This window comes from Alistipes sp. 56_sp_Nov_56_25, from assembly GCF_001915285.1.
GTDB classification, from domain to species: domain Bacteria; phylum Bacteroidota; class Bacteroidia; order Bacteroidales; family Rikenellaceae; genus Alistipes; species Alistipes shahii.
Genome location: NZ_MNQF01000066.1, coordinates 20,553 through 46,553, shown reverse-complemented (window position 1 = coordinate 46,553; position 26,001 = coordinate 20,553). Strand labels below are relative to the sequence as shown.

General features: G+C 54.8%; 19 protein-coding genes, 1 tRNA gene and 1 pseudogene. 8 read left to right on the top strand and 13 right to left on the bottom strand.

What is annotated here, in order from left to right:
* Window positions 1-491 precede the first annotated feature (491 nt).
* Window positions 492-1,009: pseudogene (locus BHV64_RS12650) on the top strand (DUF3408 domain-containing protein).
* Between the two features lie 105 nt (window positions 1,010-1,114).
* On the opposite strand, the gene BHV64_RS12645 reads toward BHV64_RS12650, so the two are convergent.
* The 3 genes from BHV64_RS12645 to BHV64_RS12635 all read right to left on the bottom strand — a co-directional run bounded on the left by BHV64_RS12645 (window position 1,115) and on the right by BHV64_RS12635 (window position 4,630).
* Window positions 1,115-2,386, bottom strand: a complete 1,272-nt coding sequence (locus tag BHV64_RS12645) for a site-specific integrase (RefSeq protein ID WP_015546725.1) — start codon at window positions 2,384-2,386, stop codon at window positions 1,115-1,117.
* A 327-nt stretch (window positions 2,387-2,713) separates the two neighbouring features.
* On the bottom strand, window positions 2,714-4,345 hold the full coding sequence (gene groL, locus BHV64_RS12640; protein ID WP_217726874.1) for a chaperonin GroEL: 1,632 nt from the start codon (window positions 4,343-4,345) through the stop codon (window positions 2,714-2,716).
* 15 nt (window positions 4,346-4,360) lie between these two features.
* Window positions 4,361-4,630 (bottom strand): co-chaperone GroES, encoded by a 270-nt coding sequence (locus BHV64_RS12635; protein ID WP_022062262.1) that lies wholly within the window; start codon window positions 4,628-4,630, stop codon window positions 4,361-4,363.
* A gap of 232 nt (window positions 4,631-4,862) precedes the next feature.
* On the opposite strand from BHV64_RS12635, the gene BHV64_RS12630 reads away from it, so the two are divergent.
* A tRNA-His gene (locus BHV64_RS12630) sits at window positions 4,863-4,938 on the top strand.
* A 183-nt stretch (window positions 4,939-5,121) separates the two neighbouring features.
* Here the strand turns inward: BHV64_RS12630 and eno are convergent.
* Window positions 5,122-6,423, bottom strand: a complete 1,302-nt coding sequence (eno, locus tag BHV64_RS12625; protein ID WP_015547377.1) for a phosphopyruvate hydratase — start codon at window positions 6,421-6,423, stop codon at window positions 5,122-5,124.
* Between the two features lie 201 nt (window positions 6,424-6,624).
* On the opposite strand from eno, the gene BHV64_RS12620 reads away from it, so the two are divergent.
* The 3 genes from BHV64_RS12620 (at window position 6,625) to BHV64_RS12610 (ending at window position 9,214) form a co-directional block, all read left to right on the top strand.
* A complete protein-coding gene (locus tag BHV64_RS12620) occupies window positions 6,625-7,809 on the top strand; it encodes a sodium:proton antiporter (protein WP_149887186.1) in 1,185 nt (394 codons plus the stop codon).
* Between the two features lie 14 nt (window positions 7,810-7,823).
* Window positions 7,824-8,474: a porin family protein gene (locus BHV64_RS12615; RefSeq protein WP_217726875.1), complete on the top strand. Its 651-nt coding sequence runs from the start codon at window positions 7,824-7,826 to the stop codon at window positions 8,472-8,474.
* 137 nt (window positions 8,475-8,611) lie between these two features.
* The gene (locus tag BHV64_RS12610; protein ID WP_015547374.1) at window positions 8,612-9,214 is read left to right on the top strand and encodes an outer membrane beta-barrel protein; all 603 of its coding nucleotides are present in this window, start codon (window positions 8,612-8,614) and stop codon (window positions 9,212-9,214) included.
* Window positions 9,215-9,282: 68 nt separating this feature from the next.
* Here the strand turns inward: BHV64_RS12610 and BHV64_RS12605 are convergent, their stop codons facing one another.
* The gene (locus BHV64_RS12605) at window positions 9,283-10,494 is read right to left on the bottom strand and encodes an S-adenosylmethionine:tRNA ribosyltransferase-isomerase (RefSeq protein ID WP_217726876.1); all 1,212 of its coding nucleotides are present in this window, start codon (window positions 10,492-10,494) and stop codon (window positions 9,283-9,285) included.
* An 81-nt stretch (window positions 10,495-10,575) separates the two neighbouring features.
* On the opposite strand from BHV64_RS12605, the gene nadB reads away from it, so the two are divergent.
* Window positions 10,576-12,135, top strand: a complete 1,560-nt coding sequence (nadB, locus tag BHV64_RS12600) for an L-aspartate oxidase (RefSeq protein ID WP_217726877.1) — start codon at window positions 10,576-10,578, stop codon at window positions 12,133-12,135.
* 172 nt (window positions 12,136-12,307) lie between these two features.
* Window positions 12,308-13,891, top strand: coding sequence for a peptide chain release factor 3 (locus tag BHV64_RS12595; protein ID WP_015547371.1), 1,584 nt, complete (start codon window positions 12,308-12,310; stop codon window positions 13,889-13,891).
* Window positions 13,892-13,962: 71 nt separating this feature from the next.
* Here the strand turns inward: BHV64_RS12595 and BHV64_RS12590 are convergent, their stop codons facing one another.
* Both BHV64_RS12590 and BHV64_RS12585 read right to left on the bottom strand, forming a co-directional pair.
* The gene (locus BHV64_RS12590) at window positions 13,963-14,676 is read right to left on the bottom strand and encodes a pirin family protein (protein ID WP_015547370.1); all 714 of its coding nucleotides are present in this window, start codon (window positions 14,674-14,676) and stop codon (window positions 13,963-13,965) included.
* A 59-nt stretch (window positions 14,677-14,735) separates the two neighbouring features.
* A complete protein-coding gene (locus tag BHV64_RS12585; protein WP_217726878.1) occupies window positions 14,736-16,841 on the bottom strand; it encodes a KamA family radical SAM protein in 2,106 nt (701 codons plus the stop codon).
* Between the two features lie 295 nt (window positions 16,842-17,136).
* Here BHV64_RS12585 and BHV64_RS12580 point away from each other — a divergent pair, with 295 nt between their 5' ends.
* On the top strand, window positions 17,137-20,244 hold the full coding sequence (locus BHV64_RS12580; protein ID WP_217726879.1) for a glycoside hydrolase family 2 TIM barrel-domain containing protein: 3,108 nt from the start codon (window positions 17,137-17,139) through the stop codon (window positions 20,242-20,244).
* Between the two features lie 825 nt (window positions 20,245-21,069).
* Here the strand turns inward: BHV64_RS12580 and BHV64_RS12575 are convergent.
* The 6 genes from BHV64_RS12575 to BHV64_RS12550 all read right to left on the bottom strand — a co-directional run bounded on the left by BHV64_RS12575 (window position 21,070) and on the right by BHV64_RS12550 (window position 25,993).
* Window positions 21,070-21,273 carry a DUF6016 domain-containing protein gene (locus tag BHV64_RS12575; RefSeq protein WP_288116187.1) on the bottom strand — a complete coding sequence of 68 codons (204 nt, stop codon included), beginning with the start codon at window positions 21,271-21,273 and terminating at the stop codon, window positions 21,070-21,072.
* Between the two features lie 2 nt (window positions 21,274-21,275).
* Complete coding sequence (locus BHV64_RS12570) at window positions 21,276-22,280, bottom strand: MraY family glycosyltransferase (protein WP_022062269.1); 1,005 nt, start codon at window positions 22,278-22,280, stop codon at window positions 21,276-21,278.
* Window positions 22,281-22,309: 29 nt separating this feature from the next.
* The gene (locus BHV64_RS12565) at window positions 22,310-23,560 is read right to left on the bottom strand and encodes a glycosyltransferase family 4 protein (protein ID WP_022062270.1); all 1,251 of its coding nucleotides are present in this window, start codon (window positions 23,558-23,560) and stop codon (window positions 22,310-22,312) included.
* 427 nt (window positions 23,561-23,987) lie between these two features.
* Entirely contained in the window at window positions 23,988-24,944 is a 957-nt protein-coding gene (locus BHV64_RS12560) for a glycosyltransferase family 2 protein (RefSeq protein WP_149887181.1), read from the bottom strand.
* A gap of 108 nt (window positions 24,945-25,052) precedes the next feature.
* A complete protein-coding gene (locus BHV64_RS12555; RefSeq protein ID WP_022062272.1) occupies window positions 25,053-25,754 on the bottom strand; it encodes a polysaccharide deacetylase family protein in 702 nt (233 codons plus the stop codon).
* Window positions 25,754-25,993, bottom strand: coding sequence for a serine O-acetyltransferase (locus tag BHV64_RS12550; protein ID WP_254886329.1), 240 nt, complete (start codon window positions 25,991-25,993; stop codon window positions 25,754-25,756). Before BHV64_RS12550 ends, BHV64_RS12555 begins: the two co-directional genes overlap by 1 nt.
* Between the last annotated feature and the right edge of the window lie 8 nt (window positions 25,994-26,001).

Genomic DNA, 26,001 nt, shown 5'->3' with positions numbered 1-26,001 from the left:
AAATAATCCCGTTTGTCAGTTTTCGGTCGGTATTCATGACATCGGTTAAAAAGGCGTTCGACTCGGGAGCGATCCCGGCCTCGCAGAGCGAGCACCTTTCGTATGCCGAAAAGTTTTTCGGCATACAAAGGTACAGCTCGCTGTTATCTGGCGATAACAAAAATCCGCGGCGGAAATTTTTTGTGAAAACTTTGAAAAACCTCCGCTACGGCTTTCGAGGACGGGTCTTTCCCGGTTGCAATATTACAACCGTCCGGGCGCCAAAACAAGCTCTAGGTGCGGACTGGAGCGGTCGTGGCCGGACATCAAAACCGAGGTATTTCAGTCGGTGGTATCCTGCATCATGAAAGGTAGGTTTTCTTGTTCCGTTCATTATTCCGATATAAACTGCGTGAAGCAGAAAATGGTATTTTGAATGGTTTAAACCATAAAACCAGACACACACGCTTTACAAGCATAAAGCGAACGTTCAATCTTAAAAACATTGTACCATGGATTCATTAAAAGAAACCGACAACCTCGCAACAAAACCATCGAAGCGTCCCCGTATCGAAGTCGACGAAGAATTGATGCGTCAGATGATCGCCGGACAGGCCCCTTTGGATTCGAAAGTCATCCGCCGGATTCCCGAACCGGAAGCGGAAAATACGGACGCTCCCGAGGGAAAGACATCGGAAACGGTATCCGGAGCATCGGCTCCGACTGCTGAAAGGACAGACGCCAATACCCAAACGAGTGACGTAAAGGAGCTGGCCGGATTCCGTCGCAAAAAGATTCCGCTGCCGGATTTCGAACGCACGTTCTTTGCCCCGGCGGACTGCCGTAACCGTTCGGCGATCTATATCAGTGCGGCAACCAAGTACAAAGTATCGGCAATCCTCCACTTATTGGGAATGAGAATACAAGGCTTACAGCTTTGGTCGACAATATGCTGCGCTTTGTAATCGGAATTTACAGCGACGAGTTGAATTATCTCCACGAGAAGAAGAACAACAGACGACTATTTTAAACAGACAATGCGATAAGCGATTACTTTGGGTTTCTGATATGGACGTAGCGAAGCGACTGGCATCCGAACCGCAGAATGTCGCCTTTTCCGCCGATGTCTTTCGGATTAGCCGTCGCTCTCTTCTTTCAGAGTTGGACATTGGAACCGTTCGCCAATTTGGTCCTCTATTCGGCTTATCGCATTATCTATCATTTGGTTTGTCACCTTGGCATAAATCTGAGTCGTGGTCGTATATTTGTGTCCCAACATTTTTGACACTGTTTCCAGCGGAATGCCGTTCATCAAGGAGACCGTCGTTGCAAAGGTATGTCTCGCCATGTGGAATTTCAGATTCTTGGTAATTTCGCATTGTCTGGCGATATGTTTCAGGCAGACATCCGAGGATTTCAATGAAGCTACCGGAAAAACCTTTCCCGGATTCTCGGGAAAGAGCCGGTTGAATCGGTTGGCAGGAATACGATACTTTTCAAGAATAGCTTTCGCAACCGGAAGTAGTTTTACCGTAAACGGTACTTTCGTTTTCTGACGGATACTGCTAATCCACCATGCTCCGTTCGGAGTTTGTTTCAACTCCTCATAACTCAGTTTGGCCAGATCGGCATAGGACAGGCCCGTAAAACAACAGAACAGAAACATATCCCGTGTCCGATCCTGACGCTGCTGCTTGACTTTGCCGATAATTAGTTTATTGATTTCTTCTTCGGTGAGATATTCAATTTCCGGCTGGTCGGCAAAGTAGTAGTAATAGGCAAACGGATTCTTCTCCATTTGCCCGTCGTTAAACGCTTTCTTGACGATATGCTTCAGTGATTTGATCTCAACGCTGATCGTCGTGTCGGCAAGGCCCCTGACATGTTTCAGATAGGCGGCAAACTTCTCTGCAAAAGACTGATCCAGTTCCACAAGGGGTATATCCTTGACTTTATAGTCCTGACAGATGAAAAGACTCAAATCGCGTCGTAGCGTTTGATAACGGAATAAGGAATGGATAGTACGGTCCACATCTATACGGTTCTTGTACTCTTTGCAGAATTCATCGCATAACTCCAGTAACAGTTTATACCTTTTACTGAAACCCAGATAGGCGTTCTTCACCTTATCGGCGGAAACATATCCGTCACGGTCGCAGATAGACTGGTAATGCTTTCCGATCTGGATACGAATATTATCCAGATAGCGGTTGATACGGTCGGCTTCGAGGCTTTTGCCTTTGGCGCGACCGCCCTTCACCTCCCACAGATGGGGAGGAACGCTAAGTTTGGCGCTGAACTGGGAGATCGTACCGTTGACGGTAATACGGCCCATGACGGGAACAACCGGCTGAACTTTGTGTTTGTCCTTTTTGAGGTAGAACAGAACCTTGAATGTACTGCGCATACTCCGATGAAATTTGGGGGTTAAAACTAATTTCCTCAGAGTTGTCTGTCAAGATGAAGCGCGATGCAAGAAATTGCAAACGAATATTTTATGCAAAATACAGCAAAACAGACGAGGTAACGATCTGGAAACCGTAACCTCGTCTGGAATTACCTTATTATGCTTGGAATCCCTCGAAGAAGAAACCCTGTGCAAAGATTAAATCGCTGAATATTTAATATTTACACCATTTTCTCCTCTCGGGAAACGAATGGGTAGTACTCAGGTACATTCCATTCGCCCCGTTCGAGAGATGTGCGGAAATATCCGCTTATAAATGGGAATCCGTTACATCATGCTGCCCATACCGCCTGCGGGCATCGCCGGCATGGCGGGAGCGTCGGACTTCTTCTCGGCCAGCACGCACTCCGTGGTGAGGAACATCGAGGCGATCGACGCGGCGTTCTCCAGCGCTACGCGCGACACCTTCGTCGGGTCGATGATACCGGCTTTCAGCAGGTCCTCGTACTTGTCGTCGCGGGCGTTGTAACCGAAGGCGTCCTTGCCCTCCTTCACCTTGTTGACGACCACCGAGCCTTCACCGCCGGCGTTCTCGACGATCTGGCGGAGCGGCTCCTCGATGGCGCGTTTCACGATCTGGATACCCGTTGTCTGGTCCTCGTTCTGGCCCTTCAGGCCTTCGAGAGCCGCCGTGGCACGGATGTAAGCCACGCCGCCGCCCGGAACGATACCTTCCTCGACGGCTGCGCGCGTTGCGGCCAGCGCGTCGTCGACACGGTCCTTCTTCTCCTTCATCTCGACCTCCGTGGCGGCTCCGACGTAGAGCACGGCGACACCGCCGGCCAGCTTGGCCAGACGCTCCTGCAACTTCTCCTTGTCATAGTCCGACGTAGCCTTGTCGATCGACGAGCGGATCTGGGCCACACGGGCTGCGATCTCCTCCTTCTTGCCGGCGCCGTCGACGATGGTGGTGTTCTCCTTGTTGAGCGTCACCTTGTCGGCCGAACCCAGCATCTCCAGCGTCGTATCCTCGATCTTCATGCCCTTGTCGGCCGAGATCACGGTCGCACCCGTCAGGACGGCGATGTCTTCGAGCATCTCCTTGCGGCGGTCACCGAAGCCCGGAGCCTTGCAGGCGGCGATCTTCAGCGTGCCGCGGAGTTTGTTGACAACCAGCGCCGAAAGGGCCTCGCCGTCGACATCCTCGGCGATGATCAGCAGCGCACGGCCGTTCTGGGCCACCGGCTCCAGCACGCCCATCAGCTCCTTCATCGTCGAAACCTTCTTGTCCGTGATCAGGATATAGGGCTTTTCGAGCTGCGCCTCCATCTTTTCCGTGTCGGTGATGAAGTAAGCCGAAATGTAACCGCGGTCGAACTGCATGCCCTCGACCACCTCGACATGGGTCTCGGTTCCCTTGGCCTCCTCGACGGTGATGACACCCTCGTTGTTGACCTTGGCCATCGCCTCGGCGATCAGCTTACCGATCGTCTCGTCGTTGTTGGCCGAAATGGTGGCCACCTGCTCGATCTTGGCGAAATCCGAGCCGACCTCCTGGCTCTGCTTCCGCAGCGACTCCACGACCGTCGCAACGGCCTTGTCGATACCGCGTTTCAGGTCCATCGGGTTGGCTCCGGCCGTCACGTTCTTCAGGCCGACGCCGATGATCGACTGCGCCAGCACGGTTGCGGTGGTCGTACCGTCGCCCGCATCGTCGTTGGTCTTCGAAGCGACCTCGCGGACCATCTGGGCGCCCATGTTGGCGAAAGCGTCCTCCAGTTCCACCTCCTTGGCCACCGTCACACCGTCCTTGGTGATCTGCGGAGCGCCGAATTTCTTGTCGATGATCACGTTGCGGCCTTTGGGACCGAGCGTTACCTTAACGGCGTTCGACAGCGCGTCGACACCCTCCTTGAGCAGTTCGCGCGCCTCTACGTTATATTTAATATCCTTTGCCATGACTGTTTATCGAATTTAGATGATTGCCAAAATATCGTTCTGTTTCATAATGAGGTAGTCCACGCCGTCGACCTGGATTTCCTGACCGGCATACTTGCCGTAGAGCACCTGGTCGCCCTCCTTGACCTCCATCTTGACCTCCGAGGTTCCGGGGCCTACTGCAACGACTTTGCCTGCCAGCGGTTTCTCCTTGGCCGTGTCGGGGATGATCAATCCGCCGGCCGTCTTCTCCTCCGCGGGATTCGGGAGAATCAGCACGCGGTCCGATAATGGTTTTACGTTCATAGCTTTGTGTTTTAAATTTGTTTGATATAATATGTTTCATTCGCTTTCGCAACCTCTATCCCATCAATAGATGTGCCAACCGTTTTTTGGCAGATTTTGCGTGACAAACGAGCAGAGGCGACTGCCATTTTGTCATTTCCGCCATTTCCGGACGATTTTTCAGCCGTTTTTTTTGCACGGACCGAAAAATCGTATTACATTTGCATCCCGATACGACGAACACGTATCACACGGTGGATGTAGCTCAGTCGGTTAGAGCGTCGGATTGTGGTTCCGAAGGTCGAGGGTTCGAGCCCCTTCTTCCACCCGAAAAGGTCTTCTTGCGAAGACCTTTTTTCGTTGGCATGTGCAGACAGTTCAATTGGCCGACACGGAACATGCGATACGAATCCGTCGGGCGACATCGCCTCCGTGCTCCGGTTCCCGGGGCTGCATCATAAAAAAACCGGACGCCTCGCGGCATCCGGTTCTCTTTATATTCCGGCAGCAAATTACTTGCGGTAGATCTTCGTGTAGCCGTAGATAGCCTCGTCGCCGAGTTCCTCCTCGATGCGGAGCAGCTGGTTGTACTTGGCCATACGGTCCGAACGCGAAGCCGAACCGGTCTTGATCTGACCCGAGTTCGTAGCCACGGCGATGTCGGCGATGGTCGAATCCTCGGTCTCGCCCGAACGGTGCGACGTCACCGACGTATAGCCGGCGCGGTGAGCCATCTCGATGGCGTCGAGCGTCTCGGTCAGCGTACCGATCTGGTTTACCTTGATCAGGATCGAGTTGGCGCAGCCCATTTCGATACCCTTCTTCAGGAAGTCCACGTTGGTGACGAACAGGTCGTCGCCCACGAGCTGGCACTTGTCGCCGATCTCGGCGGTCAGCATCTGCCAGCCTTCCCAGTCGTTCTCCGACATGCCGTCCTCGATCGAGTCGATGGGGTATTTGGCGACGAGTCCCTTCAGGTACTCCACCTGCTCCTTCGACGTACGCTTGGCGCCCTTCTCACCCTCGAACTTGGTGTAGTCGTAAACGCCGTCCTTGTAGAACTCCGACGAAGCGCAGTCCATGCCGATCGACACGTCGCCGCCCTCGCACTTGCGGCCGGGCTTGTAGCCGGCCATCTTGATGGCCTCGATGATCGACTCGATGGCATCCTCCGTGCCGTTGAGCGCGGGAGCGAAACCACCCTCGTCGCCTACGGCCGTCGAGAGGTTACGGTTGTGGAGCACCTTCTTCAGGTTGTGGAACACCTCGGCGCCCATGCGGATGCCCTCCTTGAACGAAGGAGCGCCCACGGGACGGATCATAAACTCCTGGAATGCGATCGGAGCGTCCGAGTGCGAACCGCCGTTGATGATGTTCATCATCGGAACGGGCAGCGTCTTGGCGTTCGCGCCGCCGATATAGCGATAGAGCGGCATGCCGAAATAGTCGGCGGCAGCGCGGGCAACGGCCAGCGACACGCCGAGGATGGCGTTTGCGCCGAGCTTCGACTTGGTGGGGGTTCCGTCGAGGGCGATCATGGCCTTGTCGATGCCCACCTGGTCGGCTACGTTCATGCCGATGACGGCCGGAGCGATCACTTCGTTAACGTTCTTCACGGCGTTCAGGACGCCTTTGCCCAGGTAACGGCTCTTGTCGCCGTCACGAAGCTCAAGGGCCTCGTTCTCGCCCGTCGACGCTCCGCTCGGAACGGCAGCGCGGCCGAATGCGCCCGATACGGTACGAACTTCGACCTCGATGGTCGGATTGCCTCGCGAGTCGAGGATTTCCCTTGCGTGAATCTCTACAATCTGCATAGTTGTAATAATTTGAATTTTATGGTGTTTGAATGCTAATTCCCTGAATCGGCACGGCAAAGGTACAAAATAATTGTGAATTGCAGTTTCATTATTGTTATTTTTTTCACGACAACAGCATTCGTTTCCGCGGATTTTTCTACAAATATCGTATCTTTGTGCCGCGGCACAGACGCATAACCTGTAAACGACTTTCAATCAATGCGAAAAGTTCTTTCGTTCTCGCTCTTTCTGATGCTGGGCCTCGTCGCCTCGCAGCTGCTTCCCGGCGCACTCGGCACGGCCTATCCGGGTTTCAAGGCGACTGCCGACACCCTGCTCTACATCTGCCTGGGATTCATTATGATCAACGTCGGACGGGAGTTCGAAATCGACAAGTCGCGCTGGCGCTCCTACACCGCCGATTACTTCATCGCCATGGCCACCGCAGCGCTGCCGTGGCTGCTGATCGTCCTCTACTATATTTTCGTACTGCTGCCCTCCGACCTCTGGACCGACTCCGCGGCGTGGAAGGAGAATCTGCTGCTGAGCCGTTTCGCGGCCCCGACCTCGGCCGGTATCCTCTTCACGATGCTCGCCGCGTTAAGCCTGAAAAACAGTTGGATATACCGTAAGATCCAGGTGCTGGCTATCTTCGACGACCTGGACACCATCCTGCTGATGATCCCGCTGCAAATCCTGATGATCGGCCTCAAATGGCAGATGTTCGCCATCGTGGGCGTGGTCGTCGTACTGCTTATCGCAGGCTGGCGGTGGCAGGCGCGGTGGAACGTCCGGCAGGACTGGAAACGCATCCTGGGGCTTTCGGCGGTGGTCTGCGCCCTGACACAGGCGCTCTACATCGTCACCGCGCGGTGGTACGGACCAGAAAACAGCATACACATCGAGGTGCTGCTTCCGGCCTTCGTGATCGGCATGCTGATGAAGCACAGGGAGATCGACACCCCGACCGAACGCCGCGCCGCAACGGGCATCTCGTTCCTGTTCATGCTGCTTGTCGGCATGAGCATGCCGCTCGTGACGGGCGCTTCGGCGGCAGACGCCGCCGCGGCCGCCACCTCCATCACGGCGTCGCAGCCGATGATGCCGTGGGGCGTGCTGATCCTGCACGTCGTGGCCGTTTCGGCGCTCTCGAACATTGGGAAGCTGGTCCCGGTCTTCTTCTACCGCGACCGGAAACTGAACGAGCGGCTCGCACTCTCGATCGGCATGTTCACCCGCGGCGAGGTGGGCGCAGGCGTCATCTTCATCGCCCTGGGATACAGCCTCGGCGGCCCGGCGCTGATCATCTCGGTGCTGACGCTGGTGCTGAACCTGATCCTCACGGGCGGCTTCGTCGTCTGGGTCAAGAAACTGGCCCTGAAAAGCTGCACACCCGAAGCATAATTTCATCGACCTCCATGAAAAGATACGCATTCATCCTGCTCGTCCTGCTGTCGGCGGGAGCCGTCCGGGCGCAGCGGTATGAGAAGAACATCCTGGGCGTCCGCGCCGGCGTCAACGTGTCGACCTGCGCCATCTCGATCGAAGACGTGCGGATAAACACCGGTTCGCGCGCGGGATTCCACTTCGCCGTGACGGACCAGATCCTGCTCCACCGCAGCCTTCCCCTCTACCTCGAAACGGGCATCGGCTTTTCGAGCCGCGGCGGCAGGGCCGCCGCCGAAATCTATGGCGACATCTACAACATGACCATGCGTCCGTTCTACATGCAGGTCCCCCTGCTCGTCAACTACCATTTCCACATCCGGGATCTCCTCACGATCCAGCCCTTCGCGGGCATATACGGCGGCGTGGGCATCCGGGGCGCGATGAAGACCGAATACGGCAACGAGGATATGTTCAGCGCCCCGGGCTTCCTCTCCCGCATGGATTTCGGCGTGCGCGCGGGCGCCGGGTTCGTCATCAGACGCATCTACCTGGGCATAAGCTACGACATCGGCTGCCGCGACCTGTTCCGGGGCGGCGAATTCTTCGGCTACGCACTCCAGCCCGAAAGCGCCGAAATACGCAACAACTGCCTGACCGTAAACATCGGTTACAATTTCTGACATCCGATAGCTATCCTGCTAAAGCAAAAGCATTTACGGATATTTTGCTTCATTGTCCGTAAAAAATTTCGGGGGGGGGGATTTTTCGAAAAAATTATCCTATATTTGCCACGTATACAAACCCAAACCCATTCATTATGAAAAAAGTATTGCTTATCGTGGCCGCCATCCTGCTGGCAAATGCCGTTTCGGCGCAAAACTACGAAAAGAACATCCTGGGCGTCCGCGCCGGACTGAACCTGTCGAGCTACTCGATTTCGGCCGGAGGTGCGTCCATCAGCACCGACTCGCGGGCCTCGTTCCACGTCGCCGTGACCGATCAGATCCTGCTTTGCAACAAACTACCCTTCTACCTCGAAACCGGGCTTGCCTTCTCGAGCCGCGGCGGCAAGGTCGACGGCGTGAGCTTCCGCCCCTCCTACCTGCAAATCCCCGTGCTGGTGAACTACCACTTCAACATCAAGGACATCGTTACGATCCAACCCTTCGCAGGTCTTTACTACGGGCTCGGCATCGGCGGCAAAGTGAAGGTCGGCGACGAGAAGGGCGACATCTTCGGAGACGAAGGCGGGTTGAAACGTTCCGATCTGGGCGTGCGTCTGGGCGCCGGCGTCGTCTGGAAACGCATTTACTTCGGACTGGGCTACGACATCGGCTGCCTGAATCTGGTCAAGGAGAGCGACGGCGAGGGCACGATGCGCAACAACTGCTTCACGATCAGCGTCGGATACAATTTCTAATCCGCCCCTGCGCCAATAAAAAAGGGACGTCCCTCGTCGGGCGTCCCTTTTCCGTTCCGCATAAACGGTCATTCCCGCAGCAGCACCGACGAATCGCCGTAGCTCAAAAAGCGGAAGCCGTGGCCGAGGGCGTAGTCGTAAATCCGCCGCCACCCGTCGCCCACAAAGGCCGAAACCAGCAGCAGCAGCGTCGATTTGGGCTGGTGGAAATTGGTGACGATATTGTGCACGATGCGGAACTCGTAGTCCAGCGGCGTGATCATGATCTGCGTCGAGGCTTTCAGCCGGTCCAGCCCCTCGCGCTCCATATACCCCGACAACTCCTGCAACGCCTCGCGGCCCGAAAACTCCGCGGGAATGTCGTACAGCTCCCACTGCCCCACGACCCGCCCGGCATCGGGCGTCCCGGCCGTGCGGATGCGCCACGCAAGGGCCGCAAGCGATTCCAAAGTACGCACCGAGGTGGTTCCCACGGCGGTGATATGCCCCCACTTCTCCAGCAGGCGGGCCACCGTCGCACGGCGCACCTCGAAATGCTCGGTGTGCATCGGATGCCGCGCGGCGTCCTCGTCCTTGACGGGCAGGAACGTGCCCGCCCCGACATGGAGCGTCACCTCCTCGAAGGCGAATCCGCGCGCCTTCATCTCCCCGATCAGCTCGGGCGTGAAATGCAGCCCGGCGGTCGGTGCGGCCACCGAACCTTCGAACTTCGAATAGACCGTCTGGTAGCGCGTGTTGTCGATCTCCTCGCTCTCGCGGTTCAGGTAGGGCGGAATCGGAATCCGCCCGAGGTATTCGAGCAGCTGCCCGAAGGTCATCGGGGCCGTCCACTCGAAACGCACGACGCACTCGCGGCCGTGGTCCTCGACGATCCATGCACGAAGGTGCTCGGCGCAGCCCCCGCGTTCGAAATTGATCTCCACGTACCCCTCTTTCCACTTCTTGCGGTTGCCCACGATGCACGACCATGTGCAGCCGCCCGTGACGGCGAACGCCCGCTCGTAGTCGGCCGGGTCGTGCGGCTCGAGACAGAAGACCTCGATGCGCGCCCCGGAGAGCTTGTGCATGACGATCCGCGCCCGGATCACCTTCGTGTTGTTGAAAACCAGCAGCTCCCCGGCCGGCAGCACGTCGCCGATGTCGGCGAAACGCTTTTCCGCGATTTCTCCGCCGCGCCAGACGAGCAGCTTCGAGGCGCTGCGCTCGGCGAGCGGGAATTTGGCGATCCGCTCGTCCGGAAGGTCGTAATCGAAGCGGCTGATGTCGATATGTCGTTCCATATTTTGCCCGAAATTATGCGGCAAAGTTACTATTTTTTGTAACTTTGCGGCGCTGCAAGGCAATAGAAAAAGGAAAAACCCATGAAAACCGACTTTCTGGTTATCGGTTCCGGCGCCGCGGGCCTTTCGTTCGCGCTGAAAGCCGCAGCCCACGGACACGTTACGATCGTCACCAAGGGCGCGATCGAAGAGTGCAACACCAATTATGCACAAGGCGGCATCTGCTCGGTAACGTACGCCCCCGACACATTCGAGAAACACATCCGCGACACGCTGATCTGCGGCGCAGGCAAATGCGACGAGAAGGCCGTGGAACTGGTCGTGCGGCGGGCCCCGGAACTGATCGCCGACCTCATAGCCTGGGGCACGCGTTTCGACAAGACCCCCGACGGGCGTTTCGAGCTCAACCGCGAAGGCGGACACTCGGAGCACCGCATCCTCCACCACGAGGACCTCACGGGAGCCGAGATCGAACGGGCGCTCGTGCAGTCGGTGAGGGAGCATCCGAACATCACGGTTCTCGAACGCCACTTCGCCATCGACCTGCTGACGCAGCACCATCTGGGCGAATTCGTCACGCGCCACACGCGCGGACTGGCCTCGTTCGGGGCCTACGTCCTGAATCTCGACACCAACGAGATCGAGACCATGCTTTCGAAATTCACCGTCGTGGCCACGGGCGGCTGCGGCAACGTCTACTCCACGACCTCGAACCCCGTGGTCGCCACGGGCGACGGCATCGCCATGTGCCACCGCGCCAAGGCGATGACCGAGAACATGGAATTCATCCAGTTCCACCCCACGACGCTCTACAACCCCGGCGAGAAGCCCAACTTCCTGATCACCGAAGCCATGCGCGGCTTCGGGGCCATCCTGCGGCTGCCCGACGGCAAGGAGTTCATGGACAAATACCACCCGATGAAATCCCTCGCGCCGCGCGACGTGGTGGCCCGCGCCATCTACCGCGAGATGACCAAACGGGGTTCCGACTTCGTCTACCTCGACGTGACGCACAAGAACCCCGAGGCCGTGAAGAGCCATTTCCCGAACATCTACGAGAAATGCCGCTCGATCGGCATCGACATCACCAAAGACTGGATTCCCGTGACCCCTGCGGCGCACTACTGCTGCGGCGGCGTGAAGGTCGACACCAACGGCGAAACCTCCGTGAAACGGCTCTACGCGCTGGGCGAGACCTCGTGCACGGGACTGCACGGCGCCAACCGCCTGGCCTCGAACTCGCTGATCGAAGCGGTGGTCTACGCCGACCAGGCCGCGCGCCACACGGCGTCGCTGCTGGAGAAAGTCGATTTTCAGGAGGGCATTCCCGACTGGGATTTCGAAGGCACGCAGCACACCGAGGAGATGCTGATGATCATCCAGTCGAAGCGCGAGATGCAGACGATCATGTCCAACTACGTGGGCATCGTGCGGTCGAACCTCTCGCTCAAGCGCGCCATGCACCGGCTGGAAATTCTCTGGCAGGAGACCGAGGAACTTTACAACAAGACCAAGCCCAACCGCGAACTGTGCGAGCTGCGGAACATGATCGCCATCGCCTACCTGGTCATCAAGCAGGGCCGCGAGATCAAGGAGTCGGTGGGCTGCCATTACAATGCGGATTATCCAAAGGAGGGATAATCCGCATAATTAAGAATTAAGAATTAAAAATGAAAAATTTAAAAATGGGATTCGCAGGCAAACCGTCCAAAGCACAGGTTTTTCGATAACGCATGTCAAAAAACCGTCTCTTTCACAATCGCCAAGGAGGCTATTTTTCATTTTTAATTCTTAATTTTTAATTGCGCAAGTCATGACACAACAGGAAGAGATAACCCGGCGGCGGACCTTCGCCGTCATCGCCCACCCCGACGCGGGCAAAACCACCCTTACGGAAAAACTGCTGCTGTTCGGCGGCGCCATCCATGTGGCCGGAGCCGTCAAGAGCAACAAGATCAAGAAGGGCGCCACGTCCGACTTCATGGAGATCGAACGCCAGCGAGGCATCTCGGTGGCCACGGCCGTGATGGGATTCGAATACCGGGGCTGCAAGATCAACATCCTCGACACCCCGGGCCACGAGGATTTCGCCGAGGACACCTACCGCACGCTGACGGCCGTCGACTCGGTGATCATCGTCATCGACGGCGCCAAGGGCGTCGAGGCCCAGACCCGCAAGCTGATGGAGGTCTGCCGCATGCGCCAAACCCCCGTGATCGTCTTCATCAACAAGCTCGACCGCCCGTCGAAAGAGCCGTTCGACCTGCTGGACGAGGTGGAGAAGGAACTGCATATCCGCGTGCGGCCGCTGGCCTTCCCGATCTCGAACGGACCCACGTTCAAGGGCGTCTACAACCTTTACGAGAAGAACCTCTCGCTCTTCACGTCGGACGAAAAGCTCACGGCCGACGCCTCGACGGCCGAAATCTCGGACCTCGCCTCGCAGGAACTCGAAGGCTACATCGGCGAGAAGTTCGCCGCCCAGCTGCGTTCCGACGTGGAACTGGTCGAGGGCGTCTACGACCAGTTCGACCGCGACGCCTACCTGCGGGGCGAACTGGCCCCGGTGTTCTTCGGCTCGGCGGTGAACAATTTCGGCGTGCGCGAACTGCTCGAATGCTTCGTGCGCATCGCCCCCTCGCCGCGCCCGGCGCCGACCGAAACCCGGCAGGTGGAGCCTGCGGAGCCGAAAATGACCGGCTTCGTCTTCAAGATCCACGCCAACATGGACCCCAACCACCGCGACCGCATCGCGTTCCTGAAGATCTGTTCCGGCACGTTCGAACGGAATAGGAACTACCTCCACGTACGCAGCGGCAAGCAGCTGAAATTCTCCTCCCCGACGGCCTTCATGGCCGAGAAAAAGTCGGTGATCGACTTCGCCTATCCGGGCGACATCGTGGGTCTGCACGACACGGGGAACTTCAAGATCGGCGACACCTTCACCGAAGGCGAGAAGCTCCGCTTCACCGGAATTCCGTCGTTCGCCCCCGAGCAGTTCCGCTACATCGAGAACGCCGACCCGCTGAAATTCAAGCAACTGGCCAAAGGCATCGACCAGCTGATGGACGAGGGCGTGGCGCAGCTGTTCACAAGCTCGCTCAACGGCCGCAAGATCATCGGCACGGTGGGCGCGCTCCAGTTCGAGGTCATCCAGTACCGTCTGGAGCACGAGTACAACGCCGCGTGCCGCTGGGAGCCGATCTCGATCTACAAGGCCTGCTGGATCGACAGCGACAACGCCGCGCAGTTGGCCGACTTCAAGCGCCGCAAGCACACCAACATGGCCGTGGACAAGCACGGCCGCGACGTTTTCCTCGCCGACACCAGCTACGGGCTGGCTCTCGCGCAGGAGAACTTCAAGGATATCCGCTTCCACTTCACCTCGGAGTTTTAGGACGCCGCCTGACACTAAAAAACCGCCGGAGCATTCGACTCCGGCGGTTTTTCACATCAGGCTGCCGCACATCAGATCATCGGGACCTCGATGACCAGCAGCCGTGCGTTTTCGGAAGCGCGGATCAGAAAATCGTCGGCGTCCGATATGCCCATGCCGTCACGGGGACCGAGCGGTTCGCCCGCGACCTCGGCCGTGCCTTCGATCACGAAAACATAGGCCCCGTTGCCGTGAAGGTTCATGCGATACCGGGCTTCCCGCCCGGCGTCGAGGTCGAGCGTATGGAACCATGCCGTCTGGTGAATCCATCCCACGTGTTCCCCGCCGCGGCCTTCGGGAGCCACGATCAGCCGGAACTCATTGCGCTTCGCGGGCGCGAGTTCGATCTGGTTGTAACGGGGCGTATGGCCCTCGGCGTCGGTGATGACCCAGATCTGCAGGAACTTCACCGGCTCCTCGCGGCTGGCGTTCATCTCGCTGTGCGTGATGCCCGTACCGGCGGTCATCACCTGCAATTCGCCCGGCTTGAGGAGCTGCATGTTGCCCATGCTGTCGCCGTGCCTCAAGGCGCCCGAGAGAACGAGCGAAACGATCTCCATATTCTCGTGGGGATGCGTTCCGAACCCCTCGCCCGGGGCCACGGTATCGTCGTTGAGCACGCGCAGGGCGCCGAAATGAATCCGCCCGGGATCGTAGTATCCGGCGAAGCTGAAAGTATGGTGGGTCCGGAGCCAGCCGTGATCGGCATACCCGCGGGTCGCGGCTCTGTGAATCGTCTTTTTCATAATTTGCATTCATTCAATAATCATTGAATACAAACGCAAATCATATGCCGGTTATTGCGTCACTCCAACTCCAGGTTGCTCACCCGGTCGGTCGTCGCGAACCCGAAATCGGGATAGACGTAAAGCCCGAAACGCGGCTCGGTCTCGCCGTGCGTATAGGCCCAGATCGAAGCGTAGTCCTCGGGGTCCTCGCCCATCTTGCCCAGCTGGCGCAGGTAGGCGGCCAGCGACTTGTTCTCGACGATGAAGATTTCGCCCATACTGTCGATGATCGGGCTGTGGCGGCGCGTCCGGTCGTGGTCGAAACGCAGCAGACGCTTGCCCTCGGCCGTGATGCCCACCAGCCGGAACGACATGCTCTTGCCGATGGCCGGGAGGTTCAGCACGCTGCGGTCCGTGGCCAGAAACGGCAGGTGGTGACGGCGCATGAAGCGGCGGATTTTCGCAGCCGTATCCGTCCCGTCGGCCAGCAAATCGTCGAGTTCGGCCGCCTGCTCCGGAGTGAGCCGCCCGTAAACCTTCTCCTCGACCTGCTCCTGCATCGAGCGGCTGTTGGGGGTGAAAACGGCGTAATTCTCCTGAAACCCCTTGACCGAGAAGGTGTAGTAGCAGACCACGCCGAGCGAATTGAGCACCTGGCGCAGGCGTGTGGTGTGCCCGCGGCGCGAAGCGGCCACGGTGTAGACCAGCTGGTTGGTGATGAGCCACCCCGCCGAAAGGATCTTCCGGATGGCCTCCTCGGCTTCGGGCGTCACTTCGAGCGGCGTCTGGAAATGGGTCTGGATGATGAACTGCTTCACGCCGACGGCCGAGGCCTTCTCGCGGAATTCGCGGAGGATTTCGACCAGTTCGTCGTTGACGCGCATCGGCAGATAGGCCGGCAGGCGCGACCCGAGGCGCACGCGCTGCAATTCGGCGTACTTCTCCCCGTCGGGGCGTCGGGCATTGGCCCGGCGCTTGCGGCCGGCCATGCGGCAGACCGCTTCGAGAATGTTACGCAGGGTTTTGTTCTGGCTCATCAGGGCGTCGCCGCCCGTGATGAGGATGTCGCGCAGCTGGGTGTCCTCCTCGAAATAGTTCATCAGGCGGCGCAGCTTGTGGTCCCAGCTCTCCTTGGGGCGCAGGGTCTCGAATTCGAAATTGAGGCGTTCGCTCTGGAAGTCGTACATGCGCTGGCACGAGGCGCACAGCCCGCCGCAGGCGCGGCCCATCGTGTCGGGAATCAGGATCGCCACCTCCGGGTAACGGCGGTGGATGTTGTGTCCGTCGGGCAGCAGCCACCCGGCGGCATTGGGTCGTCCGGCCTCGACGACGTCCTCGCGCTCCCAGGCGCGGATCTGCCCGTAGGTTTCGACCAGCTGCGGCGAATAAAGAATGTAACTGCGGATGGCGGCATCGTCGTAGCCGCCGCCCGTGACGTCGAGCAGCGAAAGGTAATAGGGCGTGGCGAAGAAGGGCATTCCCTTCTTGCGGGCCTTCGAGAGCAGATACATCGTCTCCGACGAGAGCGAGCCAGCCAGAAAGCGGTTCAGTTCCGAGGGGCTTTTCACGGCCATCGCCAGCTGGAAGCGAAAATCGCCCCACCAGGCGGCCACCTGCCGGTACTTCTCCTCGTAGGTCATGCCGTCGGCGAACTGGAAGCGCGACGGAACCTTCGACTTGCGGTTCTCGATCTTCTGGATCAGCAGGTGGAGCATCCGTTCGCGGTTGTCGGCGCGGATGGCCCGCACCCCGTCGTCCTGTCCCGAGAGCCAGCGTTCGGTGCGGCTGCGCACGCGCTGGGGCGAAGGCAGCGGAATCTCCGGAGCATCCAGCAGGCGGAAGAGATGGTACAGATCGACGAACAGGTCGGAAGGCATTTCGGGGTTTTCGAGCCTTCCGGTAAGAAACTGCCACAGCAGCGTGAGGGTCCTGACTTCCAGCTGCCGGTCGGTGGATAATTCGCGGACGCTGCGTCCGTCGTAGTCGATCAACAGTCGAATCTGCTCCGCCGCTTCGCCTTCCGCCGCCCGGTGTGCGTCCACGAACTCCCGGAGGCCCATGCGAAACCGTTCGCCGTCGCCGCTGGCGTCGGCGTCGGCAAGGGCCGCAAGGCCGGGAAACTCCTGACGATAAAGCAGTACGAGTTGGGAAAGGGTCAGTGCAAGCATTTTCTTTTGTTTCATAAGCATTGTCTTTTTAGAAATGGAACCATTCAAAACAGGCCGGCAGGAGCGGGGATATTCCGGCCTTCGGGTTATATGCGGGGCAACAATATAGTAAAAATTTTTAAGATCACAAGAACCCTCCCTGTAAATTCCTGAACTTTCGGCCGAAAATCCGTCAAATTTTCAAAAACACGCCCTTGAAGGCCTCTTCACCGGGTAAAAACGAAAGGTTTCGTTATATAACTTGCGAAAGTTTCGTTTTTTTATTATTTTTGTTCCGACACAACATTTGCCACCCCCAAACCACCGAAAAATGAAAAGACTGCTGTTGCTCGCACTCTTCGCCGCCACGGCGGCCTCGGCGAAAGCCCCCGCCGAACGCTGGCTCGATCCCGAATGCTTCGAAGTCGGCCGCGCACCGATGCGCACGAGTTTCATCGCCTTCCCCACGGCCGCCGAGGCCATTCCCGAAAACGACTACACCCGTTCGCCCTTCTACCGCACGCTCAACGGCGAATGGTCCTTCCTGCGCGTGGACCGACCGGGAGCCGAACCCGAAGGGTTCTTCCGCTCCGGACACGACGACTCGTCGTGGGGTACAATGCCCGTGCCGGGAATCTGGGAGCTGAACGGCTGCGGCGACCCGGTCTACACGAACAAACCCTACCCGTGGCACAAGTTCTTCGAGGTGAAACCTCCGCTGATTCCCCATGAACAGAATTACACGGGCCTCTACCGCCGCACGGTGACCGTTCCCGCCGACTGGAAGGGCCGCGACATATTCATTCACATCGGCTCGGCCACCTCGAACGTGACGCTCTGGGTCAACGGCCGCGAAGCGGGTTACAGCGAAGACAGCAAACTCGAAGCCGAATTCGACATCACCCGTTACCTGACGCCGGGCAGCGACAACCTGATCGTGATGCGCGTCAACCGCTGGTGCGACGGTTCGTTCCTCGAAGACCAGGACTTCTGGCGGCTTTCGGGCATCGGCCGCGACTGCTACCTCTATGCCCGTGACAAACGCCGGCTGGCCGACGTACGGCTGACGCCCGATCTGGTCGACGATTACCGCAACGGCACGCTCCGCGCCGAAATCGCCACGACGCCGGGCATCGGCAGCGTACGGCTGACGCTCCGCGACGCGGCGGGCCGCACGCTCGACGCACGCACGCTCCGCCCCCGCCGCAACGCAGCCGAAACGACGTTCGAAGTCGCCGCCCCGAAGCAGTGGAGCGCCGAAGCCCCGAACCTCTACACGCTCACGGCCGAGGCCCTCGCCGCCGACGGTTCGGTGACCGAAGCCGCGGCGTTCCGCGTGGGATTCCGCAAGGTCGAGATCCGCGGCGGACAGCTGCTGGTCAACGGCAAACCGATCCTCATCAAAGGCGTCAACCGGCACGAAATGGAGCCGAACACGGGTTATTATGTCACGCGCGAAGAGATGGTGCGCGACATCCGCGAGATGAAACGCCTCAACATGAACGCCGTGCGCACGTGCCACTACCCCGACACGCCGCTGTGGTACGACCTCTGCGACGAATACGGTCTCTACGTCGTGGACGAAGCCAACGTCGAATCGCACGGCTACCACTACCGCGACAAGTCGAAGAACCTCGCCGGCAACCCCGCCTTCGCCGCCGCGCACCTCGACCGCAACCGCCGCATGGTGCTGCGCGACTACAACCACCCCTCGATCATCGTCTGGAGCACGGGAAACGAGGCCGGAAACGGCCCCAATTTCGAACGCTGCTACGACTGGATCAAAGCCTTCGATCCGTCGCGCCCCGTGCAGTACGAGCAGGCCTCCTACCACGGAGACTACAACACCGACATCGTCTGCCCGATGTACTGGAGCTACGGGCAGTGTGAGAAATACCTCGCCGAAAATCCCCAGAAACCGCTGATCCAGTGCGAATACGCCCACGCCATGGGCAACTCGATGGGCGGATTCAAGGAGTACTGGGACATGACCCGCCGCGAACCCAAATACCAGGGCGGATTCATCTGGGACTTCGCCGACCAGGCCCTTGCCTGGCGCAGTCCCGAAGGCCGGCTGACCTACCGTTACGGCGGCGACTACAACGACACGGACGCTTCGGACAGCACCTTCTGCTGCAACGGCGTGCTGGCCTCCGACCGCTCGTGGCATCCCCACGCCTACGAGGTGAAGCACCAGCACCGGCCGATTCACACCACGCCCCGCGACCTGAAAAACGGCGTCGTGAACGTCTATAACGAGAATTTCTTCACAGACCTTTCGCCCTACCGCCTGCTCTGGGAGATCACCTCCGACGGACAGCCCGTGTTGAGCGGCACGGTCGAGCGTCTCGACGTGGCTCCGCAGACCACCGCCGCCGTGACGCTGGGCTACAAACCCGAACAGGTCTATGCCTTGGGCGGCGAACTGCTGCTCACGGTGCGTTACCAGCTCCGCGAACGGCAGGGACTGCTCGACGCACTTTATGAAGTCGCCGCCGACCAGCTGACGCTGCGCGGGGACGACCCCGCGGCACGCTTTGCCGCGACCGCTCCCGCCGGGACGCTCCGCGTGGCGGACAAAACCGTTTCGGGCGAAGGATTCTCGGTCGCGTTCGATCCGAAGAGCGGCTTCATCCGTTCCTACCGCCTGCGCAACGTCGAGCTGCTGGCCGGTCCCGTGCGGCCCAACTTCTACCGCGCAGCCACGGACAACGACCTCGGCGTGCGCCAGACCGGAAAATACCCCGACAGCCGGATGTGGGCCAAGGCCGAACCGCAGCTCACGGGCTTCGCCCTTACGCCCGGCGACAGCGAAGTGAAAGCCGTCGCAGACTACGCGATCCCCGCCGTCGGCGCACGGCTCCGTCTCACCTACACCGTTGCGGCCGACGGCTCGGTGCGCATCAGCGAAACGATGACCGCCGACCCCGCGCGCAAGGACGTCGCCGACCTGATGCGCTTCGGCATGGCCTTCGAAACCCCGGGCATGTTCGACGCCGTGGAATACTACGGCCGCGGCCCGATGGAGAACTACGCCGACCGCTCCGGCGCCGCCTTCGTGGGACGCTACGCCCAGCGCGTCGCCGACCAGTTCCATATGAAATACGTCAGCCCGCAGGAGTCGGGAACGCGCAGCGGACTGCGCTGGTGGCGGCTGACCGACGACTCGGGCCTGGGCGTGGAGATCTGCTCCGACCGCCACTTCTCGGCATCGGCCATCCCGTTTGCCATCCCGCAGCTCGACAACGGCTCGCCGGAATATGTCCGCCACCCGGGCGACCTCGTGCCCGACGGCCGCACGCACGTCAATATCGAGAGCGTCCAGTCCGGACTGGGGTGCGTCAACAGCTGGGGACGGCTCCCCCGCCCCGAATACCTGCTGCCCTACGGCGACTACTCGTTCAACTTCCTGCTGCGTCCCGTCGCCGGAGGACGGTAGCCGACGGACAACCAACGCAAAAGCCGCAACCTTTTTAGGTTGCGGCTTTTGCGTTTACATATAACGGACAAGTCCCAAAGCATGAACTCCGGGACCTGCCAATACACCGCCGTTACTATTTTTACCTTTTCGTTTGAAGATATGCTTCGTGAAGACAGTAATATTTCATTTTGAACAACACGTAGGCAATGGAAAGCAATACGACTACAATCCCGAAATAAACCCATCCGTTGACTGGCAGATAGATGGCTCCGAACGAGATCACAACCTGCAAAAGTGCATAGGCCGCAGAAACAACTACATAATGTGGCATGCTCGACAAATGGGCTGCAAAGTGAACGGACTTCCTCAAGGAGTGTACAACCGACAGCAAAACCGGTAAGACCACCTACATCCACAAACGCCTCAAAACGCCTATCTGAACTTAAAACGAAACAAGCCGCGGCTGTGGACATTTTTCCCGAATACGAACAATGCGCTCGAAGGGATATCTACGATACATTAAAACCAAATTGAGGGAGCACAGCGATATTACTAAACTACGCAGAATCAGTCTCATTCAGGAATATACAGCACGTCATTGAATGTAACCTACTTTTTTACAATTAAGCTCACAACGTACATTTGCGACACACAACAAAAAAGAAAAGCGGACGACAATTCATTGATTACCCCCCCCTCAAAACAGGGATCGGACCCAAATGTTTTTGCCCTTTATGCATCAATATGTTATAACAGTTCTTTATTTTTAAGGTCACGGGGTTGTAGCGATCGTTTTACACTTTATGACATCTCTATACTGTGATATAAAAATGCGAATTATTTTTAATATTTCCAATAGGTAGATAATTGGCAATGTTTCGGAATTTTCAGAGTTATCCTTTTTTGCAATAAATTCATCAAGCGTCTCGCAGCCACTTTCGTCTCATAAATTACTGATGATTCTATTACTTCAACCGTGTGCCATGTTCCTGCAAGTATTACACAACCGAAGTTACATACTGATGGGGCAAGATGAAAGCGTTTTATCTCTATTGTCCATTTTTTAAAGACGCAAGGTATTCTTCATGCAAATGATAATACTTCTTTTTAAACAACACATATATCAATGCAAGCACAATAATTGCGCTTATCAAATAAATCCAATGCGCTACGACCGTATCAGGACACAAGTACACAAAGCCAAGCGAAATCACCAATTGCAGCAACGCATAGAAACTCGAAACCTTAACGTGACCTATCTTCAACTCATTCGCCATAAGTTGGTACACATGCTTACGATGCGCCTCACCAAGATTTTCATGCAACAGAATACGATGCACAATAGTCAAGCAGCCATCCACACCATATACGAGAAGGAAGATCAGGAAGGTTACATCTCCAGTTGCGAGTACAAGATTACCAATCAGAAACAGAAGTATATATGCAATCCCGATTGAACCCACATCACCAGCAAAGCATTTTGCCTTTCCCTTTTGGCGAAAATTGAAGAAACAGAATACGATATCAGCCAACACTACTGTCACAATCAACGACTGTTCCACAAAATCCATTGTATTATTCAGCAAGGCGAGTGGAATCAAAGATGCCATAGCATAGGCACCCGTTATACCATTTACGCCATCCATAAAGTTAATCACGTTTGACGCACCCACACATACGATAAGAGCCAAAATTACTATCCGCCACATATCCAAGTGCAAAATGTCCAACTGATAAAACATCATCGCCATGGCAATAAATTGAGCCACTAGTCTTACAAAATCGGGCAGAGATCGGATATCATCTATGAAACTAACACCGGCAACGAGAGTCACAGCCAAAAGGAACCAGATATATGGGAAGCTCAAAAATACGCTCCATATCCAAAGACTAAAAAGAAAAATAATTCCACCACCCCTCAGAACAATCGTCGAATGGCTCGACCTCTCATTAGGCTTATCAATAATGTTGAATGTATCAGCAATCTTAAAGTATACCAACTCTAAAGCAATAAGAATTACGAAGATGATTCCGTATATGAGAATAGTATTCATAAACAATATTACATTTTATGATTATCGTTTTAACATCCTACTATCTCATCAAGGTTCCTCAAACATTTCTCCTTCATAAAATTTTCTTCATAGAAGGCTCTACCAGAGGCACCCTTTTGAGCCAACGTCTCCTTGGCGGTTTCGGAGAGCCGGACTACAAGTTTAGCAAGCGATTGTGCATCACCAGGTGCCACATGCCATCCGCATTCAGCATCCTTCACCACTTCAGCGCCCTCACCATTTAGACTTGCAATGATAGGACGACCCGCAGCCATATACGAACTGATCTTTGCAGGAGCATACAAATTGAATAGAGGCGAATCCGTAAGCGAAACCAACATTACATCTGCTTTTTTAAAAAACAGAGGCATAGTTTCAGACGGATACCTTCCCAAAGTCAATACCGTCTCTTCAAGCCCATGTTCCTTTACAAACTGCTGTACCCAAGACATCCTGCGTCCATCACCCACAATCACCCATTTAATATCTTTGCGCTCTTTTGTCAGCAATGCAGCTTGTAGATTGCATTCCATTCCGTGAGCTTCTCCTACAGCACCAGCAAACATCACCTTGAAGTTTCTTTCATCAAAAACCATTTCTTCATCAATCCCCTTCTCATTTAAAATATCCGCGAGATTCGTGCAATCCATGTTCGAACCATTACCATCTGACCATTGAGGATAATACACAATCTTATCCTTGTAATTCCCATACTTCAGAATATTCAGATCAAAACTCTTCGAACTAGTCAGTATCTTATCACTCCACTTGTATTCACTCTTTACAAAGTGATTAAAGAATCCCAGAATATGTCTATTGTTGATACCTCCTGCAGCAGCCAGACTCTCCGGCCACAAATCCAGCACCCAAGTATAGAGAGGCACCTTACGAAGTTTCTTATAAAGAACACCAGGAGCTGACATCATAACTGGCGATAACTGCTGCACAAACACAAAATCGTACTTATGGCTGATAGCGAGAAACAGCACATATCCCCAAGCCACTATGAAATAGCTGAAATAATTCAGAATCAGCATAATCTTATTGTTGCCACGAGGAAAGATAGGCAGACGTGTCACTCGTACTCCATTCACCACCTGATTTCTGTTCTTAAACATCCCATACCCTTTATGGAATACCCCATCCGGATAGTTCGGAATGCCGGTCACTACATGCACATCATGTCCCTCCTCTGCCCAATGAAAGGCGACATCATTACCACGAAATATCTCAGGGTAGAAATACTGGCACACGAACAGTATTTTCTTCTTATTACCCATATACCTTACTTTATGCGATTATGCGATATTTACCTAACCAATTTTTGTATGCAACGGCAACTACCATCAGTCCATCGAAGAGAATCTGGCCGAAATATCGGCGATTGAATTTTGTAGCAGAATGTTGAGATAAATCCGTAAGTACTTGGAATTGATATGATACTATACATCCAGCAACGCTAAAAGTCTGTTGCCGGCAAGATGATTTAATGGAGATAGTCTCTTCCACAAATGAGGAGACATTTGTATTATATGGATCTTGAATTATCCGATATGATTGCAGAATTGGAGTTAACATACAATTAATTGCAGCAAGACTCCTCCTACTTTTTCTTAAAAAAACAAACGACCAGAAAAAAATAGAGATATTATAGATTAAATATTCTTTACAGCCCTTTTTTCCGATGCAAGATTATCTATCGTTCTTTTATAGGAATTTATTCACCAAATAAAATATTCTTTTACTTAAGAAATAAGAATGAGATAAAGTTCTTACAATAATTGACGGATATGATTTTAGGGTTGTGCAATGCTTATTTGCTTCAAATGTTACAAGAACCAATTTATATTCAGAGTATGAAATAATTTTGGCAGATGAGTGGAGTATTCCTCTTACCCAGAACGGCAGCAAGTATTTCTTCACAAAAGGAGCAGCATTCTCTGACCTCTGATAAAGATTTTGCAAGTCTAGGAAGAAAGGATATGCTTTTATAATTTTCTGTACACCGGATGCTGTCATTATCGAACCAGGGCGGTGAAGGTAGTTGTACAAAGGTTTTTTGATATGCACAACCTCATCTACATGAAGAAGGGCTTTCCAAATGAATAATTGATCTTCTCCATATGGATTATTTTCAAAAGTCAAATTGTTATCTTTGTACCAATTGATATTCAGCAATGATCCAGGAGCTAAAATCCTAATCTGACGTTTTAGGAACAATACTTGTATTTGAGAGCGTGAATATATTTCGATACCATGATCATATCCAGCAGCCTTGAATGCCTCTTCTTCTGTTACATCCTGAAAATCTGAAATGATATACTTCACATTGGGTACTGTTTCTATTACTCTTTTGAAATAGTCCAACGTGTCAGGGTGAATAATATCATCACTATCAGGAAAATACACAAACTCACCCTTTGCTATGGCAAAGCCTGCATTTCTGGCACTTGACAAACCAACATTCTTTTGATGGACAACTCGCACCTGAGGATATTGAGCAGCATACTCATCACAAATTTTAGGGCAGTTATCAGGTGAACCATCATCCACTAATATCAACTCATAATCTGATATGGTTTGGTTGAGAATTGACTGAATTGAATTTCGAAGATATTTCTCAACATTATATACGGGCATTACAACAGAGAATTTAGGTTGCATGTTTCATCTGTTTTATTGTTAAGCAATTAGAGATAAACATATGCTTTATGGCTTCATATAACCAATCAATATGACTATGAAACGGTATAATGACACTTACTGTTTTCATCATAATAAATTCAAGAATTCCATGTCGACATTAATCCTTGGCAAATAGTATATCTTCAATAGCGAAGGCTTCGTGATAGGACAAGCCACAGTACCAAAGGCATATTTATACACATCTCCCGCCAGGTGCTTGTTAGCATAACCACAAGCGTAATACGAACCATACGGAAAAGCAAACATCTCAACTGGCTTTCCAATTATCTGCTCCAGTTCACATTTGGAATCTTTCAGATCACGCAAGGCCTGTTTCCAACTGAACAAGGCAAACTCTCCATGGCTAACCCCGTGAGAGCCTATTGTGCAAAGTTCACATTTAGACATTTCAACGAGTTGCTCCTTTGTAATGAAACCATCCTTATTCAAAAGCGATACGTTCACAAAAAGGGTGAAAGGAATACTTGCTTCTTTCAGCAGAGGATACGCATTGTAATAGAAGTTTTCAGGCACATCGTCTATGGTAAGAGCATAAAAATCTTCCTCTCGTTCCCAATTCTCCAGGCGGATTGTATTCTTGGATTTCAGCCACACGAGGAATCGTCTGCATTGTTCAGTAGAGATGCGATAGGGTTCTGTCTCTTCATCCTGTATTTCGTCCCCTACCCAATGCAGCATCAGTACTCGTCCTTGCGGAGCAAAGATTTTGGAAACATTTATATGGAATAGATGACAACATTTCCCCATGAAACGTCTTAATAATTTCATTAAATTGGATTTTTTATAAACATCCCAGGATGATTATAATGCAAAATCTTAGCAGGTACGCCACCCACAGTTGCATTATCAGGCACATCCTTCGTCACAACAGCGTTTGCTCCTACTGTTACATTATTACCAATCTTTATGTCACCAATAATTACAGCCCCAGCACCAACAAAACAATTATCTCCGATTATCGGGGCTTTTCCTCTGCCATTACCGCCTATTGTCACAAACTGATGCAACGTGCAGT

Excerpts from the sequence above, each read along its gene's own strand:
- BHV64_RS12605 (WP_217726876.1), bottom strand. The coding sequence starts at position 10,494 with ATGGAACGACATATCGACATCAGCCGCTTCGATTACGACCTTCCGGAC.
- BHV64_RS12615 (WP_217726875.1), top strand. The coding sequence starts at position 7,824 with ATGAAAAGATACGCATTCATCCTGCTCGTCCTGCTGTCGGCGGGAGCC.
- eno (WP_015547377.1), bottom strand. The coding sequence starts at position 6,423 with ATGCAGATTGTAGAGATTCACGCAAGGGAAATCCTCGACTCGCGAGGC.
- BHV64_RS12560 (WP_149887181.1), bottom strand. The coding sequence starts at position 24,944 with ATGCAACCTAAATTCTCTGTTGTAATGCCCGTATATAATGTTGAGAAA.
- BHV64_RS12570 (WP_022062269.1), bottom strand. The coding sequence starts at position 22,280 with ATGAATACTATTCTCATATACGGAATCATCTTCGTAATTCTTATTGCT.
- BHV64_RS12590 (WP_015547370.1), bottom strand. The coding sequence starts at position 14,676 with ATGAAAAAGACGATTCACAGAGCCGCGACCCGCGGGTATGCCGATCAC.
- BHV64_RS12645 (WP_015546725.1), bottom strand. The coding sequence starts at position 2,386 with ATGCGCAGTACATTCAAGGTTCTGTTCTACCTCAAAAAGGACAAACAC.
- BHV64_RS12580 (WP_217726879.1), top strand. The coding sequence starts at position 17,137 with ATGAAAAGACTGCTGTTGCTCGCACTCTTCGCCGCCACGGCGGCCTCG.
- nadB (WP_217726877.1), top strand. The coding sequence starts at position 10,576 with ATGAAAACCGACTTTCTGGTTATCGGTTCCGGCGCCGCGGGCCTTTCG.
- BHV64_RS12595 (WP_015547371.1), top strand. The coding sequence starts at position 12,308 with ATGACACAACAGGAAGAGATAACCCGGCGGCGGACCTTCGCCGTCATC.
- BHV64_RS12610 (WP_015547374.1), top strand. The coding sequence starts at position 8,612 with ATGAAAAAAGTATTGCTTATCGTGGCCGCCATCCTGCTGGCAAATGCC.
- BHV64_RS12635 (WP_022062262.1), bottom strand. The coding sequence starts at position 4,630 with ATGAACGTAAAACCATTATCGGACCGCGTGCTGATTCTCCCGAATCCC.
- groL (WP_217726874.1), bottom strand. The coding sequence starts at position 4,345 with ATGGCAAAGGATATTAAATATAACGTAGAGGCGCGCGAACTGCTCAAG.
- BHV64_RS12565 (WP_022062270.1), bottom strand. The coding sequence starts at position 23,560 with ATGGGTAATAAGAAGAAAATACTGTTCGTGTGCCAGTATTTCTACCCT.
- BHV64_RS12555 (WP_022062272.1), bottom strand. The coding sequence starts at position 25,754 with ATGAAATTATTAAGACGTTTCATGGGGAAATGTTGTCATCTATTCCAT.
- BHV64_RS12585 (WP_217726878.1), bottom strand. The coding sequence starts at position 16,841 with ATGAAACAAAAGAAAATGCTTGCACTGACCCTTTCCCAACTCGTACTG.
- BHV64_RS12620 (WP_149887186.1), top strand. The coding sequence starts at position 6,625 with ATGCGAAAAGTTCTTTCGTTCTCGCTCTTTCTGATGCTGGGCCTCGTC.